This is a genomic window from Reyranella massiliensis 521, assembly GCF_000312425.1.
Taxonomy (GTDB): Bacteria; Pseudomonadota; Alphaproteobacteria; order Reyranellales; family Reyranellaceae; genus Reyranella; species Reyranella massiliensis.
Window position 1 is genome coordinate 9,002 of record NZ_HE997181.1, and the last position, 15,438, is coordinate 24,439.

Consider the following 15,438-nt stretch of genomic DNA (forward strand, 5'->3'; position numbering starts at 1 on the left):
CCCGACGTATCCGTGTGGCCCGTCGCCGTGATGCGCGCGTTGCCCTTGGTCTTGTAGGCCTGGGCCGCCTGCTTGATCGTGCCCAATGCCTGAGCCGACAGGTTCGAGCGGTCCCAGTCGAAGAACACCATGAACGACGGCGGGGTTACCGGAGCGGCCGCTGGCGGCGGTGCAGCCGGCGCCGGCGCCGGCTGGCCGAACTTGTAGGTCACGCCCAGCATCGCGGTGATGTTGTTGTTGTTGTAGGCATTCGGGCTCGTCGTGCCGTAGTACCGGCCGTCGAGATTGACGCGCAGGCTCTCGGTGACGTTCCAGCCGATACCGACGATGCCCTGATAGGCGAACTGCGTGGAGCACAGACCGCAGCCCTGGATCGTCGAGTCGACGAAGGCGATACCGGCACCCGCACCGACGTACGGTGTGATCGTGGCGCCCGGCATGAAGTCGTAGAGCAGGTTGGCCATGATCGAGAGCTGGTCGACCTTGCCGTAGACATTGGCGTAGCCCGTCGGGAAGGCGACATTGCCGGTGCCGTTGTTCGAACGGTAGGTGCCTTCCAACTCGATCCTGGGACCGACGAAGTCGTAACCCACGACGCCACCGGCGGCCCAGCCGGTGTTCATCTGGTAGCTGTTGTTATTCAGCAGCCAGTTCAGACCGCCTTGCGCACCGATGTAGATGCCGGGATTGGCCTGGCCTTGCGAAAACAGGGATTGCGCATTCGCAGCCGCCGGCAGAGCGAGCAGGGAAGCTGCTGCAGCGAGTAGGATCTTTTTCATGTGCGGTACCCTCGTTGATGGACGCATCGCATCTACGAGGGGAAATGAGGCGAAGTTGCCGTCACTCGGGCAATGGAGGCGGAACTCCTCCATCACCGTGGCCGTAACGCAACAGTGTCGCAGGTTTACTGCATGAACCAGCCGTGGCTGACAACGGCGGATTGGCCCGTAAACGCTGTGCTGGACGCTGCAGCAAAGAAAAGCACGGCGTCGGCAACTTCATCCGTCGTGGTGAATTGTCCGTCGACCGTGTCCTTCAGCATGACGTTCTTGATCACCTGTTCTTCGGTGATGTTCAGCTCCTTGGCCTGCTCGGGAATCTGCTTGTCCACCAATGGTGTGCGCACGAAGCCCGGACACACAACATTGGCCGAGACGTTGTATTCAGCGCCTTCCTTTGCCAGCACCTTGGCGAGGCCGATCAATCCGTGCTTGGCGGTGACATAGGGCGCCTTGAGCTTGGAAGCTTCCTTGGAATGCACGGAGCCCATGTAGACCACGCGACCATACTTCGCCTTGTACATGTGCTTGAGGCAGGCCTTGGTGGTGAGGAACGCACCATCGAGATGGATCGCCAGCAACTTCTTCCAGTCGGCGAACGGAAAGTCGACGATCGGCTTCACGATCTGGATGCCGGCATTGCTCACGAGAATGTCGATCTTGCCATACTTGGCGATCGTGTCGGCGACGCCCTTCTCGACCTGCGCCTCGTCGGTGACGTTCATCGCGACGGCGAAAGCATCGCCACCCTTGGCGGCGATCTCCTTGGCGGTTGCATTGGCGGCATCGAGATTGAGGTCGGCGATGACCGGCACGCCGCCTTCGGCAGCGATGCGCAGCGCGATCTCCTTGCCGATGCCCGAAGCGGCGCCGGTAACGATGGCGATACGTCCTTTGAAACGCGACATGGCAGAGACTCCTTCCGTTTGAATGCGACGCCTTCCGACAATCAGTCCTTGAGGTAGTCGTACACGACCTCGCCAAGGCCGAGCGTGAGGTCGGTGACGAAATGGCTGGCCGACAGGACTTCGCGCACCGGCAGGCGCGAGACGTCGCACATCGCATGGTCGAAGAACTGCAACGCCGCCGGCCCCGACCAGGCGCCCTTCAGTGTCACGTTCTCGGTGTAGTAGCGCACCAGCTCGCAGATGCGCGGCGTGCAATCCACGTGCGGCACGATCTTGATCATGAAGTTCGGCTTGGCCAGGCTCTTCAGCAGCGGCGCATGGTCGATCTCGCGGTGCTTGTAGCCCATGGTGGCGTTGACGCAGAGCACCGAGCCGTAGTGCAGGGTGCACACCAGGGTCTCGCTCTCGTGCGCGACGCGTGGCGTGGCGAGCTTCTTGGGAAAGCCCCAGATCTCGCGACCGCCGGCAATCGGCGAATTGTCGTCGAGATACATGGCGTGCACGTAACCGCCTTCCTGCACCTCGCCGCTCTTGTCCTTGAAGCGGACCGGGATCACCTGTCCGGTCTCGGTGTAGTCGCCAAAGCCTGTCGAATCCGGCATGCGGATGAATTCGTAGTTCACCGTATCGCCCACGACTTCGAGTGGCTCGGGCACGAGCGCGCGCAGCACATCGGGATCCGTGCGGTAACTGATGACGACAAATTCGCGGTTGTAGAACTTGTACGGCCCGCGCGGATAGGCCGGGTTGTTGAGGGGCATCGCAAAGGCGTTCTTGCGGACGTCGGCCAGTTTCATCGCGGTCGTCTCCTGCTTGTCCTACTCGCGGCCCTGGATGGCCAGGTCGAAGGTGAATACGCCGTCCGGGCTACGGGGCCGTTGCAGCACTTCGGGATGCTTCAGCGTGCGCGCCATGTCCTCGTAGCCGGACTTCCAATGCTCCTCCATCGTACGGCGCGAGAACTCGTAGTCCTTCGAGGCGCCCTCGTATTTGTGGGCGTGATAGATCAGGTGAATGATGTTGTAGACCTTGTCGTCGGCCGCCTGTGCCAGCAGCTCGGCCTCCGGCGTCTGGCGGAGTTCGGGCTGTACGGAGTCCAGGAGCTTGGCGGCAGCACGCCGCAGTGCCTGCATCTTCCTGAACTGGTCGGTACCAGCGCGGGTGCGGCTGGAGTAGCGGATATCCTTCTGCCGGACATCGACTTCGATCATGTCGCGCGGCAGCTCGCCCCGTGCGCTCCACAGGTCGACCTGGAAGGCCAGTGTGTCCTGCCGCGGCAGCGCGTCGAGTACCCATTGCAGCGGCGTGTTGGAGACGATGCCGCCATCCCAATAGAATTCGCCGTCGACCTCGATGGCAGGAAAGCCGGGCGGCAACGCGCCGCTAGCCATGATGTGCTGCGGGCCGATCCTGTGGGTCTGGTTGTCGAAGTAGACGAAGTTGCCGGTCTTCACGTTCACCGCGCCGACGCTGAAACGCTGTTTCTTGGCGTTGATGCGGTCGAAGTCGATCAGGCTTTCGAGCAGGCTGCGCAACGGCGAGACATCGTAGTAAGCGAGGTTGCCGGGATTGCCGGCCGGCAGCGCCAGCGGTGGTGGAAAGCGCGGCTGGAAGAAGCCCGGCGCGCCCCACATCAAGGTGCCCCACGACCGCCACTGATTGATCAGCTGATGCTGCAGATCGCTCTTGATCTGGTGCTTCTCGAAGTAGGGGATGCCGAGCGGCGGCCGGCTGACCTGTTCCCAGAAGGCGCGTAGTTTCTCGACTCGCTGTTCCGGGGCGTTGCCGATGATCAGGGCGGAGTTGATCGCGCCGATCGAGATGCCGGCGACCCAGTCGGGGTGAAGATTGGCTTCCGCGAGGGCCTGGTAGACGCCGGCCTGATAGGAGCCAAGCGCGCCGCCGCCCTGTAGCAGCAGGGCGGTCCGTTCGAATGGAGGGCGGGTCGACACTCGTTTGATCGCCATGTCGCGTCTCTCCCTCGCTCCTAACCACCGGCCGGACGATGCCTACCTAGCATGCGTCGGGCCAGCCCGGGTGGGCTATCTCGCCGCTTCACGGTACCTAAACGGTGAGTCAGAGATGTGCAAACAGGCTGCGGGCACCCTCGGGTACGCCGCCCAGGAAATCGCCGTCGAAGGCCAGGCGCTCGTGGGTGCCTTGCTCGAAGTTGATCGGGTCCTGGTACCAGCGCCGCGCATAGGTTGCATAGACGAAGGGCCGGCGGTGAGCGGACTGGTTGGGCGTGCCGCAATGATAGAGCCTGAAGTCCCAGAGCATGCAGGAACCCACGGGAACGACCGGCGAGATCGAAGGTGCCGTTTCGTCCGGTTTTGGCCAACGGTGGCTGCCCGGCCAGAGAGTGGTCGTGCCGTGCTGCTCGTTCATCTCGACCATGGGCAAGGCGACGGTCATCGCGTGCGGCGGCAGGAGCGGGGAGATCGCCGAGTCGAAGAGAGGCGGCCCGTCGCGATGGACGTGCTGGCGTGCTGCGCCGGGCAGGGAGAGGACCGCGCCGTAGCTTTCGAGAATGGCGTCGCGACCCATCGCCAGCCGCGCCAGAGCCACGACCGAGGGGTTGGCGTAGACCAGCGGATCGCCGAAGCCGTCGGCCATGTGCAGCGCCAGCAGCACGCGCCGGTCGCCGACCGTCAGCTTCTCCTCGCTGGGGTCGTCGCTGAAATAGGCGGCGTAGCGTGCCTCGAAGGCGCCCTTCAAAGTCGCGACCAGCCCCGTGGGCAGGACATTATCGAGGATTGCGTAGCCGTTCTTGACGAGGCAATCATGGGCCTGCCGGACCGGCTCGCTGTCGGTCAGGTCGCTTCCCGGAAGTTCCCGGGATATCTGCGTGCAGTCTATTCGGATCATGGATTTCGTGCCTCGCGATAAGAGACGTAATTGAGTGCGGTTGCCAAGTCTTCTCAGGACCGCAGCCCCGCGCAGGGGCGCGGCCCGTATCGGCACCTCGTCTATGGTCTCGCCCTCGAAAGCGACTTCCCGTTCGTCTCGATCGGCGAGGTGCCGGACGAAGGGATGGAGACATCGATCCGTCTGACACTGGCTCCGCCTGAGTATTTTCGTCGGAAGGCTGCGCGTCCTGCCGCCAATCCCGACGACTGGATCCAGCATGGAGTCCTGGAGGACGGCTCGGTCCATATGAAGATCAGAGGCATCTTCGAGGCGATTGTCGCAGCGGACGGTCGTTCGGTCGCCTGCATGCGGCCGGATGAGGCGGATCAGGGGTCGTTCGAGGCCAATCTGCTGAACTTCGTGTTGAGCGCGGCACTGACCCTGCAGGGCGAGGAGCCGTTGCATGCTACCGTGCTCGCCCTTGAGGAGGGCGTGGTCGCGTTGCTCGGGCCGAGCGGCGCCGGCAAATCGACGCTCGCAGCCTTCCTGATCGGCCACGGTGCGCGACTGATCACCGACGACATGCTGCGGCTCACCTTCATCGAAGGCCGCGGCTATGCGCATTACGGGCCCAATCGGCTCAAGTTGCTCGACGAACCGGCGCAGCGTCTGCTGCCCGGCTCCATCGCGGCGGGATACTTCAACTCCTTGAGCGGCAAGCTCATGGTGCAGCCCGAAGACCCCCTCGGTTCCCGTCGAACGCCGCTGCCGCTCACGGCGCTCTTCTGGCTGGGCGACGAGCCGCCTGCCGATTCTTCCGCGGTTGGCGAGGTACGCGTAACCCGTCTTCGCGGGATGGAACTCATGCGCATCCTGACTTCTTCGGCCATGAATATCCGCGACTACAGCCCGTCGCGTCTGGCCAGGCAGCTTCGCTTCGCCGAGCGGGTCGCGCGGGCCCTGCCGGTCCACGCTCTCGTCTATCCCCGCGACTACGGGCTGCTTGGTCGCGTAGCCGAAGAAATCCGCAAGATCGTGCGTGCTTTGTGAGCGTCTCTGCTCGCGCTCCTCACGTCTGCTTCTTGATGTGGGCAAACAGGCCGCGATCGACTTCGGCTACGCCGGCGAGGAATTCGGGGCCGAGGGCCAACCTTGCCCCGGCCAGGCGCAGTCCGTAGCTGGCGTCGCGGAACCAGCGCCGGGCATAGACGGCGTGCAGCACCGTGTGCGGCCGATCCGAACGATTGGCGGTTGCGCCGTTCAGCAGCCGCGAGTCGAGGATCGCGGCACTACCCGGCGAGATCTCGAGCAGCTCGGGCACGGCTTCCTCGTTTGGCATCTTCCAGCGGTGGCTGCCTGGCCAGAGGGCGACGCGGTGCGCTCTCCCCAACGGCAGGAGGCAGGTGAGGGCATGTGCCGGCAGCAGCGGTGAGAGGTCGGCATCGAACAACGGCGGCCGTTGCGATCGATAGGCTGGGGCTCGGCATTGGGCAGAGCCACTTCGGCGCCGAAGCCCTTGAGGACCGCGCTGCGGTCGAGCGCTACGCGCACAATCGCGACGATGGCCGGATTGGCATAGACCAGCGGTTCGGCAAAGGCGCCCGAGAGTTCGACCGGCAGGACGTAGCGCCGGCCGCCGATCTTGAAGCAATCGTCGGGTGGATCGTGTCGGCCCGCAAAGGCAGCGTCGAGCGCAGCGAGCGTGGTTGGTGCCAGCACCCGTTCCAGGACGACGTAGCCGTCCTTCACGAGATGATCGTAGGCCTGGCGGGCTGGTTCGGTCTGAGCCAGGAGGTCGGGGGGCGCCCCCATGTCGGCGAAGCCGCCGCAGTCGATTTTCATTGCCGGTACATCATGATGTTTCAGGATGCTATGATAGGTGGCAATGAGGTCTGTCGCGACATTCCTCGCGCTGTCCGGTTCCGACCGCAGGCTGCTGCTCAGCGCTCTGGCGACGATCGCCAGGGTGCGCATTGGCTTGCGCCTGCAATCCATCGAGCGATTAAAGGCATGGTCGCAGCAGGCGAAAGCAGGCGAGATTCCAGCCGACCGGCTTTCATGGGCCGTGCAGGTCGCTGCGCGCCGCCTGCCGGGCACGAGTTGCCTGGCATCGGCGCTCGCGCTGCAACGCCTTCTCTCGCAGCAGGGCCTCGTTTCCGAGCTGCATATCGGGGTCGCCCGGCAGGCCGGGGCCTTCGCGGCCCATGCCTGGCTCACGCACCACGGTGAAATCCTGATTGGTGCGGAACAGCATGAGGATTTCACGCAGCTCGTCGCCTGGCCTTCCAATCCGGCCTGATCTTGTTTGCCGCGATCTACGATAGGTCGGGTCAGCCCGTCGATCGCCGGTTGCTGATGCGTGCCGGCCTTGTCGTCGAGAGCCCATCCGGTGCGCCGCAGCTTGCCTTCGTCCATTCATGCGAAAGTTTCGACGGTGAATGGCGTGGCTGCGCGAACCTGCAGGGCCGGTACTGGATTGCTGGCCGCATACGCCTCGATGCGCGTCGCGACCTGGCGGCACGGCTCGCGAAGACACTCGCGGCGATGCCACCGACGCCGACAGACGGCGAGCTCTGCCTCCAGGCCTATGCTGCGTGGGGTGATCGCTGCGTGGAGCATCTGGCCGGCGACTTTGCCTTCGTCCTGTGGGACGGTGAGCGTCGCCGGCTGTTGGCTGCACGCGATCAGCTTGGTGTGCGTACCCTGTTCCATGCCGAGAAAGACAGTGTCTTGGTTCTCGGCGATTCTCTCGACTGGATCGTCAGCACTCCGCTCGCGGGCCAACCGATCGATCGCGAACACGACGAACAATGGATAGCCGATTTCCTGACGGCAGGCTCCAGTCTCGACGTCGAGCGGACGGTCTATCGTGCCGTGAAGCGGCTTGCGCCCGCCCATCTGCTGGAGATTTCCGACACGGCCGTAGCGGTGCGTCGCTATTGGCATCTCGAACTTGACGAACCGCTTTATCTCAAAAGTGGTGCAGCCTATGCCGAGCGGTTTCTCGAGCTGATGTCACACGCCATCGGCGACCGCTTGCCGGCGGGTCGGGTGGGCATCTCCATGAGCGGCGGGATCGATTCGACGACGCTCGCTGTCTGCACCATCGCGGCCACGGGCGATGCTTCGCGTGTCGTTGCCGAATGCACGCACTTCGAACGGTTGATGCCGGACGACGAAGCCTCGTTTGCGAGGCTCGCAGCCAGGCATCTTGGGATCGAGCTCCACGTAAAGGCGATCGACGACTTCATCTACGATCCCGACTGGAGCAGCCGGTCGGAGAGCTTGGCTGAACCTTCGGCCAATGTCGTCGCTCGCCATCCCGACCGGCTGATGGCTCTTGAACAGGCGCGGCGCGCGCCGGTCTGGTTCTTCGGCGAGGGGCCGGACAATGCGCTGACGTTCGAGCGCGACGCCTACTTCGCGTGGCTGGCCAGGCGTGGCGAATGGCTGCGTTTCGGTCGGGCGGCGCTGCTCTATCTCAAGGCCAAGGGAATCGGCGGATGGGGCGAGACCTTGCGCCGCTATGCTCGCCGCGGCGAATCTCCAGTGGACGGTTCCGATGTGCCGAGCTGGCTCGACCGTGGATTGGTCGAGCGCCTGGGTCAGGAAGAACGTCTCGGGCATCTGGGAGGGGCCGGCGGTCCGGCGCATCCCTGGCGGCCCCGCGCCATCGCCTCCTTTACGGATGCCATCTGGCCTGCCTTGTTCGACGACTTCGACAGCGACGAGAGGCTGGCGCCGATGGTCTGGCGGCACCCGTATCTCGACTTGCGCGTGCTTGGCTTCCTCCTCGCCGTTCCCCCAGTGCCCTGGGCTCGGGGAAAGCTCCTGATGCGCACCGCCATGCGTGGCCGGCTGCCCGACATCGTGCTGGGCCGCCGCAAGACGCCCCTGGTCGGTGCGCCGCTGGCCGATCTCGTTGCGGCGAGAGGCCTGCCGCCGCTATCGAACGCCCCGCAGCTTGCCCGCTATGTCGACGTCGGCGCCTTGCCTGGCCGGTTGCCCGCCGGGGCGGCACTCGATCAGCTCATCCGCGTCCATGCGCTCGATCACTGGCTGGCCCGGAACGGCTGACCGGACCCTATTGCCGGTGCCCGGAGGGGTCGGTAGAGAGTGCCTATGCTCGACATGTCCACCGTGGTGAAGAAGTCGGCCGCCCAGGTGTCGTGCGTCCTCAACGAAGAGGTTGCCGTGCTGAACGTCGAGCGCGCTCTTTACTTCGGTTTGCAGGGTGTCGGCGCCTATGTCTGGGACAGGCTGGAGGAGCCGCGTTCGGTCGCGGCGATCTGCGACGATGTGTTGGCGAATTTCGACGTGCCGCCGGACATTTGCCGGCGAGACGTCATGGGCTTCCTCGACAGCCTGTCCGAAGCCGGCCTGATCGAAGCGGTCAAGGCCTGATCGCGGCGCGCGTTGCCGCCGGCGAGGAATAGACCTTGCGCAACAGTCCACCCGGAGATGCCGCCTTCGACCTCCTTTGCATGTTGGTGAGACCGAGGCCGGAACTCGACCGTGCGCGACAGTTTCTCGACGAGGGCGTGGACGTTACGGACCTTCTCCACGCGGCGCAGATACATTCGTTGCGGCCCCAACTTATCCGGTCCCTGGCTGAGTTCGGCTGGTCGCGGGTGCCGCCAGCGGAGCGATCGTCTCTTGAAAGCTTCCGGCAGCTTCACAGCGCCATGTCGCTCGCGAACGCCGAGCAGCTCGGCCGGATCGCCGACGCGCTTGCCGCGCGCGGCGTTCGCTTTGCCGCCTTCAAGGGCGTGACCCTCGCGATCATCCTGTATGGCGATCTGTCGGCACGCGAGTACACGGATATCGATCTCATCGTCCCGGCCGAAGCGCTCGACGCCGCCGAGGATGTCGTCGAAGCGCTGGGCTACGTCAACGACCACAGCGACCGGCGCTTCCGGCATGCCTTTCAGGGGTATCAGCGGCAGCTCGCCTTTACCCATCCCGACCGGGCCACGGTCGACCTCCATTGGGATTTTACGGGCAGCCATCTGCCATTCCCGCTGTCGCCTGCCGATATCTGGCGCGCGCTCGAGACGGTGGAGGTCGGCCACCGGCATGTTCCCGCCATCGCCGGCCCCGATCTCGCGCTGCTGCTGGCCGGCCACGGCACCAAGGAGCGGTGGCGCAGCCTGGGCTGGGTCGTCGACTTCGCCGTCTTGGTCGAGCGCCGAGGCGATCTCGACTGGGCGTCGATCCATGCCCGCGCCCAGGCGCAGGGGTGCGGCGACAACGTGCTGTTGGCGTGCGCGCTGGCCGAACGCCTGCTGGGTGTCGCCGTGCCGCAGGCATTGGCGCTGCCGCTCGGCCGCAGCACTCGCGTCGAGATGCTGGCCGCGGCGTTGATCGAGGAGCTGCGACACGGTGGGCACGGCCCGCAAGCGGTGCGCAACCTCGCCGATATCGACGTCTGCGACCGGCGCTGGGACAGGATCGCCGCGAGCATCAAGCTGGCGCTGACGCCCACCGCCAGCGACTACCGCGCTATGCCGCTGCCGGCATCGCTATGGCCGCTCTATCGCATCACGCGGCCGTTCCGCCTGGCCGCGCACGCCATCTCCAGCCGTTTCTGAGCCGGCGCCTTATTCCGCGGCCGCTGCGGCGAAGCGGAGATCGGGCAGCATCGTCGAACGGTCGATCGGCGCGCCGGCATCGAACTTCTTCAGCTCCGGCATCACGGTCCTGGCGAACATGGTCATGTTCCGCGCCGCTTCCTCGTGCGGCATGCCGGCATAGGAGAAGACGCCGACATAGCCGCAGTTCCGGGTCTGCTTGTGGATCGCCATGATCTTCTCGTAGACCTGCTCGGGTGTGCCGTAGACCTGAAGATCGGCGAAGAACTCGATTGCCTTCTGGTCGCCGTAGACGGCGAGCTTCTCATTCATCTTGGCGTAGTATTCGTAGCCACGCTGGTTCTTCATGTGGGCGCCGGCGAACTGATAGTGGTCGAGCACGGTGCGGTAGTAGCCACCGATATACTTCACTGCCATCTCGCGCGCCCGTTCCGCGCTTTCGTCGACGAAGGTCCAGCCGGCCGAGATCGGCTGCGGCGCGTCGGTGCCGTTGATCTCGCGATAGAGCTGATTGTACTCGGCCAGTTCCTTCTCGACCTCGCGCCACGGCTTCTGCGGGATGATGAGCAGGCCGACCCCCAGCCGCGCCATGATGCGCGCGCTTTCCGGACTGACGGCGGCAGCATAGGTGCGGCCGCGGAAACTCTTGAAGGGGGCGGGGCGGATCTCGACCGGCGGCTGCTTGTAATGCTTGCCCTGATATTCCATCACGCCGGTTTCGAGACCCTTCAGCAGCGCGTCGCCGTATTCGACGAACAGCTCGCGGCTGTCGCCCATGTCGAGGCGAAAGCCGTCGAACTCGACCTTGCCCGCGCCACGGCCGAGACCCAGGATCATGCGCCCGCCGGAAAGGTGATCGAGCATGGAGATCTGTTCGGCAACCCGCATGGGATCGTGCCACGGCAGCACCACCACCATGGAGCCGAGCCGGACGTTCTTGGTGCGGCCGGCCATGTAGGAGAGGAACTGCACCACGTCGGGGCACATCGTGTAGTCGGTGAAATGGTGTTCGACCGACCAGATCGAGTCGAAGCCCAGCGGCTCGGCCATGTCGGCCAGCGCCAGTTCGTTCAGGTAAATCTGCCGGTCGGTAACTGCTCGGCCGGTATTCTGAAAGACTGCAGCCATTCCGGTGTGCACAGCGTTTCCTCTCGTTGGTTTTCACTATGGTAAACGGCCGTTCACATGATTGGAAAGCCCCCTCGAATGCTTGATTCCGCCGTATTCGACCGTCATATCCCGCCCATGAACACCCGTTCCCGGCGTACGTTTCTCGCGGGCCTTGGCGCTGCCACGGCTGCAGGTTTCACCGGCTCCTTTGCCTCGGCGCAGACGGCCAACCCGGACGTGTCCGCGGTCGAGCGCTACTTCAACGGCCTGCGAACCATGCAGGCACGGTTCGTGCAATCCAATCCCGGCGGCACCGTCGTGCAAGGCACTCTCTCGGTGCGGCGTCCGGGCCGCATGCGCTTCGAGTACGATCCGCCCTCGCAGCTCAAGATCGTGGCCGACGGCAGCCAAGTCACCATGTGGGACATCGCCAACCGCGACTTTGGCCAGTGGCCGATCGGCTGGACCGCCGCTTCGTTCCTGGTGAAGGAGCCGATGGTCCTGCAGGGCGGCGATCTCACCGTCGAAAAGGTCGAACGCGCCGACGGCATGCTGCAGCTCACGCTGAGCCAGGCCCGCAAGCCGCAGGAAGGCAAGGTGATCGTGCGGCTTGCCGAGAACCCGATGGTGCTGCGTGGCTGGACGATCATCGACAATCGCGGCCAACGGGTCGACGTTTCGCTGAACGGCCTGCAGACCGGCCTGCAGTTGGCCGATTCGCTCTTCAAGTTCGACGGTCCCGATGCCAGCATTATTCGTCGCGGTGGTCGCTGAGGCGCTGTAACCTGCGCCCGACAAGGCGTGGGGACGGCAAGACGTGAACGGACTGATCGTGCGGGCCTCGACCGAGGCCGACGTGGCGCGCTGCGCAAAAATCTACGGGCATCACGTGCTGTACGGCACGGCCTCCTTCGAGGAAACGCCGCCCGATCTGGCCGAGATGAAAAAACGCCGTGCCGCCGTCCTCGACCTCGGCTTGCCTTACATCGTCGCGGAGAAAGAGGGCCGGCTCCTCGGCTATGCCTATGCCGGCACCTATCGCCCGCGCCCGGCCTATCGCTACTCCGTCGAGAACTCGATCTACATCGACAAGGATGCCGTGGGGCTGGGGGTCGGCAAGGCCCTGCTGCCACCCCTGATCGACCTCTGTACTCGGGCTGGTCGCCGGCAGATGGTCGCCATCATCGGCGATTCCCAGCATGTGGCGTCGATCAAGCTCCACGAAGCCTGCGGCTTCGAGATGGTCGGCACCTTCAAGAGCATCGGCTTCAAGTTCGGTCGTTGGCTCGACAGCGTGCTGATGCAGCGGGCACTGGGAACGGGCGATACGATGGCGCCCGAGGACCTCAACCTTCCAAAGCGGAGCTGACGCCATGCGCCTGATCGACTATTTCGACCGTGGCGCCGATCTCTATCCCGAGCGGCATTGCCTGCACGACGGCACGCGCGGCTGGACCTATGCCGAGGTGCGCGGGCAGACGCATCGCGTCGCCAACGGGCTGCTGGCGCTGGGCCTGGGCCGAGGCTCGAAGGCGGCGGTCTACAGCCCCAACCATGCCGCGGCCTATGCCTGCCTGCTGGGCATCGTGCGGGCTGGCGTCACCTGGGCCCCGGTGAATGCGCGCAATGCCCTGGAGGAGAACCTCTACATTCTGAACAACACCGATGTGGAGGTGCTGTTCTACCATTCGAGCTTCGAGGACTACCTGCCGCGCATCCGCGAAGCCTGCGCGGAGATCCGCGAATTCATCTGCATCGACCAGCCCTCGTTCGAGATCTGGCTGGCCGACCAAGATCCTCTTGCACCGGACCTGCCGGAAGCGCCCGACGATGTCGCCTTCCTCGCGAGTTCCGGCGGCACCACGGGCCGGCCCAAGGGCGTGCAGATCACCAACCGCAACATCGAGGCGATGAACTCGATCTTCTGGGCCTGCATGCCCGTGAAGCCGCTGCCGGTCCATCTGATGGTGGCGCCGATGACGCACGCGGCGGGCGTCTGCTCCTTCCCGCTGCTGGCCTATGGCGGCACCAACATCTTCATGGGGACGGCCGATCCCGGCGCGATTCTGGCCGCGATCGAGAAGCACCGGGTCACGCACATCTACATGCCGCCGACCCTGATCTACATGCTGCTCGCCCACCCCGACGTGCGCAAATACGACTACAGTTCCCTCCAGCATCTGGTCTATGCCTCCGCGCCCATGTCGGTCGACAAGCTGGTCGAGGCGATCGAGGTCTTCGGTCCGGTGCTGACGCAGACCTACGGTCAGGCCGAAGCCTGCATGATCTGCACCTTCTTTTCGCCGGAGGACCATGTGGCGGCGCTGGAGACCAATAACCGCCACCGGCTGGCGAGCTGCGGCAAGGTCTCGCCGCTGGTGCGGCTCGAAGTCATGGACGATCAGGGCAACATCCTGCCGCGTGGCGAACGCGGCGAGATCGTCGTGCGTGGCGCTCTTGTCATGAAGGGCTATTACAACAACCTCGAAGCCACGGCCGAGGCATCGGCTTTCGGATGGCACCATACGGGGGACATCGGCGTTATCGACGAAGACGGCTTCGTCTACATCGTCGATCGCAAGAAGGACATGATCATCTCTGGTGGGTTCAATGTCTTTCCGAGCGAGGTCGAGCAGGTCCTGTGGGGGCATCCTGCGGTGCAGGATTGCGCGGTGATCGGCGTGCCCGACGAGAAGTGGGGCGAGTCGGTGAAAGCCGTGGTCGAGCTGAAGCCCGGTGCGACGGCCTCCGCCGAGGAGCTGATCGCCCTCGCCAAGGAAAAGCTCGGCGGCGTGAAGGCACCGAAATCCGTCGATTTCATCGCCGCCCTGCCGCGCAGCCCCGTCGGCAAGGTCCTGAAGAAGACCCTGCGCGAGCCCTACTGGGCCGGCCACGAGCGCAAGATCTGATGCTGGACTCGCTGCGGCGGCTTCCGCCCAACGTGCAGGGTGCGCTGTGGCTGGTGAGCGGCGGGTTCATCTTCACCTCCACGAGCGTGATGATCCGGCTCCTGTCGGAGCAGATCGAAAGCGTCCAGACGGCTTTCTTCCGCGCCGCCATCGGCCTTCTGCTGCTGTTGCCCTACATCGCCATGGGGCGCGTGAAGCCCTGGCAGAGTCCGCGAATCGCCGGCCACTTCTGGCGCACCTTCATGGGCACGACGTCGATGGTACTGGGCTTCTATGCCGTCGCCCTGCTGCCGTTGGCGGATGCCACGGCCATCGCCTTCTCCCAGCCGCTCTTCTCCGTCGTCGTGGCTGCCATGATCGCCAAGGAGAAGGTTCGGTGGCGCCGCTGGACAGCGACGATCGTGGGCTTCGTCGGCGTGCTCGTGATGGTGCGGCCGGGCGAAGGCAGCCTGCAGCTCGGCGCGCTGGTGGCTCTGTCCAACGCCGCCTGCGTCGCCGTTTCGATCTATCTGGTGAAGCGCCTGTCGGATACCGAAGCGCCGCTGATGATCCTGACCCAGTTTGCGATCTTCTCGACGCTGTTCCTGGCGCCACCGGCGCTCTGGGTATGGCGCTGGCCCGACCTGTGGGGCTGGGTGCTGGCTGTCGGCATCGCCGTCAGCGCGACGATCGGCCAGTATTTCTGGGTGCAGGCCTTCAAGGCCGGCGAGATGTCGGCGGTGGCGCCGTTCGAGTATCTGCGCCTGCCGTTCGCCGTCTTCATGGGCTGGCTGATCTGGAGCGAGATGCCGGTGGTCTGGACCTATGTCGGCGCGGCCATCGTCATCGCCTCGGCGCTCTACATTGCCCATCGCGAACACCAGCTCGCACGCGAACGGCGGCGAGCTGCGCTGGCGGCGGTCAAACTGCCGACGGATTCGCCTGGGCCTTGAGCAGCCAGGCGCGCGCCCGCTCGCGGTGCGTCTCGGTAATGTGCATGCGCGCCGCAGTGAAGGCCGCAACCAGCACGGCGGCGTCGTCCGTGAAGCCCAGCCCCAGCAGCAGGTCGGGGACGGCATCGAAGGGCAGGACGAAGTAGGCCAGCGCGCCCAGGAGCGTCGCCCGGATCGCCAGCGGCGTGGCGCTGTCCGTCGCGCAATAAAATGCCGCCACGGCATCCTCGGTGAAGGGGACGCGGCCCAGGGTCCGGCGCGCCTTTTTCCAGAAGCCGCGACGTACCGTCGCCTCGTTCCGGGTCAGCTCTGCGGTATCGCTCATGGGCGGAAACGTTGGCATGGCCGGCCCGCTTGGC

At 64.9% G+C, this 15,438-nt stretch carries 18 protein-coding genes; 9 read left to right on the plus strand and 9 right to left on the minus strand.

Going from position 1 to position 15,438, the window contains the following annotated elements:
* From BN60_RS00070 to BN60_RS30645, 5 genes are all read right to left on the minus strand, one after another.
* Positions 1–779, minus strand: a 779-nt coding sequence (locus tag BN60_RS00070; RefSeq protein ID WP_020693915.1) for a P44/Msp2 family outer membrane protein, incomplete at its 3' end; no start/stop codon positions are given.
* Positions 780–904: 125 nt separating this feature from the next.
* Positions 905–1,687, minus strand: a complete 783-nt coding sequence (locus tag BN60_RS00075; RefSeq protein WP_020693916.1) for a 3-hydroxybutyrate dehydrogenase — start codon at positions 1,685–1,687, stop codon at positions 905–907.
* Positions 1,688–1,728: 41 nt separating this feature from the next.
* A complete protein-coding gene (locus tag BN60_RS00080) occupies positions 1,729–2,484 on the minus strand; it encodes an acetoacetate decarboxylase (RefSeq protein ID WP_020693917.1) in 756 nt (251 codons plus the stop codon).
* Between the two features lie 21 nt (positions 2,485–2,505).
* On the minus strand, positions 2,506–3,654 hold the full coding sequence (locus tag BN60_RS00085) for a patatin-like phospholipase family protein (RefSeq protein ID WP_020693918.1): 1,149 nt from the start codon (positions 3,652–3,654) through the stop codon (positions 2,506–2,508).
* A 109-nt stretch (positions 3,655–3,763) separates the two neighbouring features.
* A complete protein-coding gene (locus tag BN60_RS30645) occupies positions 3,764–4,555 on the minus strand; it encodes a phytanoyl-CoA dioxygenase family protein (RefSeq protein WP_020693919.1) in 792 nt (263 codons plus the stop codon).
* 30 nt (positions 4,556–4,585) lie between these two features.
* On the opposite strand from BN60_RS30645, the gene BN60_RS30650 reads away from it, so the two are divergent.
* The gene (locus tag BN60_RS30650; RefSeq protein WP_020693920.1) at positions 4,586–5,587 is read left to right on the plus strand and encodes a phosphoenolpyruvate carboxykinase (ATP); all 1,002 of its coding nucleotides are present in this window, start codon (positions 4,586–4,588) and stop codon (positions 5,585–5,587) included.
* A gap of 19 nt (positions 5,588–5,606) precedes the next feature.
* Here BN60_RS30650 and BN60_RS00100 read toward each other — a convergent pair whose 3' ends face one another.
* Positions 5,607–5,858, minus strand: a complete 252-nt coding sequence (locus BN60_RS00100) for a hypothetical protein (RefSeq protein ID WP_020693921.1) — start codon at positions 5,856–5,858, stop codon at positions 5,607–5,609.
* Positions 5,798–6,379 (minus strand): phytanoyl-CoA dioxygenase family protein, encoded by a 582-nt coding sequence (locus BN60_RS00105; RefSeq protein WP_020693922.1) that lies wholly within the window; start codon positions 6,377–6,379, stop codon positions 5,798–5,800. Before BN60_RS00105 ends, BN60_RS00100 begins: the two co-directional genes overlap by 61 nt.
* A 43-nt stretch (positions 6,380–6,422) precedes the next feature.
* Between BN60_RS00105 and BN60_RS28425 the strand changes: the two genes are divergently transcribed.
* The 4 genes from BN60_RS28425 (at position 6,423) to BN60_RS00125 (ending at position 10,128) form a co-directional block, all read left to right on the plus strand.
* A complete protein-coding gene (locus BN60_RS28425; RefSeq protein ID WP_020693923.1) occupies positions 6,423–6,836 on the plus strand; it encodes a lasso peptide biosynthesis B2 protein in 414 nt (137 codons plus the stop codon).
* A gap of 56 nt (positions 6,837–6,892) precedes the next feature.
* Positions 6,893–8,614 carry an asparagine synthase-related protein gene (locus BN60_RS00115; RefSeq protein ID WP_148283288.1) on the plus strand — a complete coding sequence of 574 codons (1,722 nt, stop codon included), beginning with the start codon at positions 6,893–6,895 and terminating at the stop codon, positions 8,612–8,614.
* A gap of 45 nt (positions 8,615–8,659) precedes the next feature.
* Positions 8,660–8,941, plus strand: a complete 282-nt coding sequence (locus BN60_RS00120; protein ID WP_020693925.1) for a PqqD family protein — start codon at positions 8,660–8,662, stop codon at positions 8,939–8,941.
* Between the two features lie 80 nt (positions 8,942–9,021).
* A complete protein-coding gene (locus BN60_RS00125; protein WP_083855885.1) occupies positions 9,022–10,128 on the plus strand; it encodes a nucleotidyltransferase domain-containing protein in 1,107 nt (368 codons plus the stop codon).
* 9 nt (positions 10,129–10,137) lie between these two features.
* Here BN60_RS00125 and BN60_RS00130 read toward each other — a convergent pair whose 3' ends face one another.
* Positions 10,138–11,256: an LLM class flavin-dependent oxidoreductase gene (locus BN60_RS00130; protein ID WP_020693927.1), complete on the minus strand. Its 1,119-nt coding sequence runs from the start codon at positions 11,254–11,256 to the stop codon at positions 10,138–10,140.
* Between the two features lie 117 nt (positions 11,257–11,373).
* On the opposite strand from BN60_RS00130, the gene BN60_RS00135 reads away from it, so the two are divergent.
* Genes BN60_RS00135 through BN60_RS00150 form a run of 4 tightly spaced genes read left to right on the plus strand, consistent with a single transcriptional unit; the run spans position 11,374 to position 15,079 of the window.
* Positions 11,374–12,012, plus strand: coding sequence for a LolA family protein (locus tag BN60_RS00135; protein ID WP_177324731.1), 639 nt, complete (start codon positions 11,374–11,376; stop codon positions 12,010–12,012).
* 43 nt (positions 12,013–12,055) lie between these two features.
* The gene (locus BN60_RS00140; RefSeq protein ID WP_020693929.1) at positions 12,056–12,607 is read left to right on the plus strand and encodes a GNAT family N-acetyltransferase; all 552 of its coding nucleotides are present in this window, start codon (positions 12,056–12,058) and stop codon (positions 12,605–12,607) included.
* Positions 12,608–12,611: 4 nt separating this feature from the next.
* A complete protein-coding gene (locus BN60_RS00145) occupies positions 12,612–14,147 on the plus strand; it encodes a class I adenylate-forming enzyme family protein (protein WP_020693930.1) in 1,536 nt (511 codons plus the stop codon).
* Positions 14,147–15,079: a DMT family transporter gene (locus tag BN60_RS00150; protein ID WP_020693931.1), complete on the plus strand. Its 933-nt coding sequence runs from the start codon at positions 14,147–14,149 to the stop codon at positions 15,077–15,079. Before BN60_RS00145 ends, BN60_RS00150 begins: the two co-directional genes overlap by 1 nt.
* On the opposite strand, the gene BN60_RS00155 is transcribed toward BN60_RS00150, so the two are convergent.
* Positions 15,048–15,404, minus strand: a complete 357-nt coding sequence (locus tag BN60_RS00155) for a DUF1232 domain-containing protein (protein WP_020693932.1) — start codon at positions 15,402–15,404, stop codon at positions 15,048–15,050. The genes BN60_RS00150 and BN60_RS00155 overlap by 32 nt on opposite strands.
* Positions 15,405–15,438 lie beyond the last annotated feature (34 nt).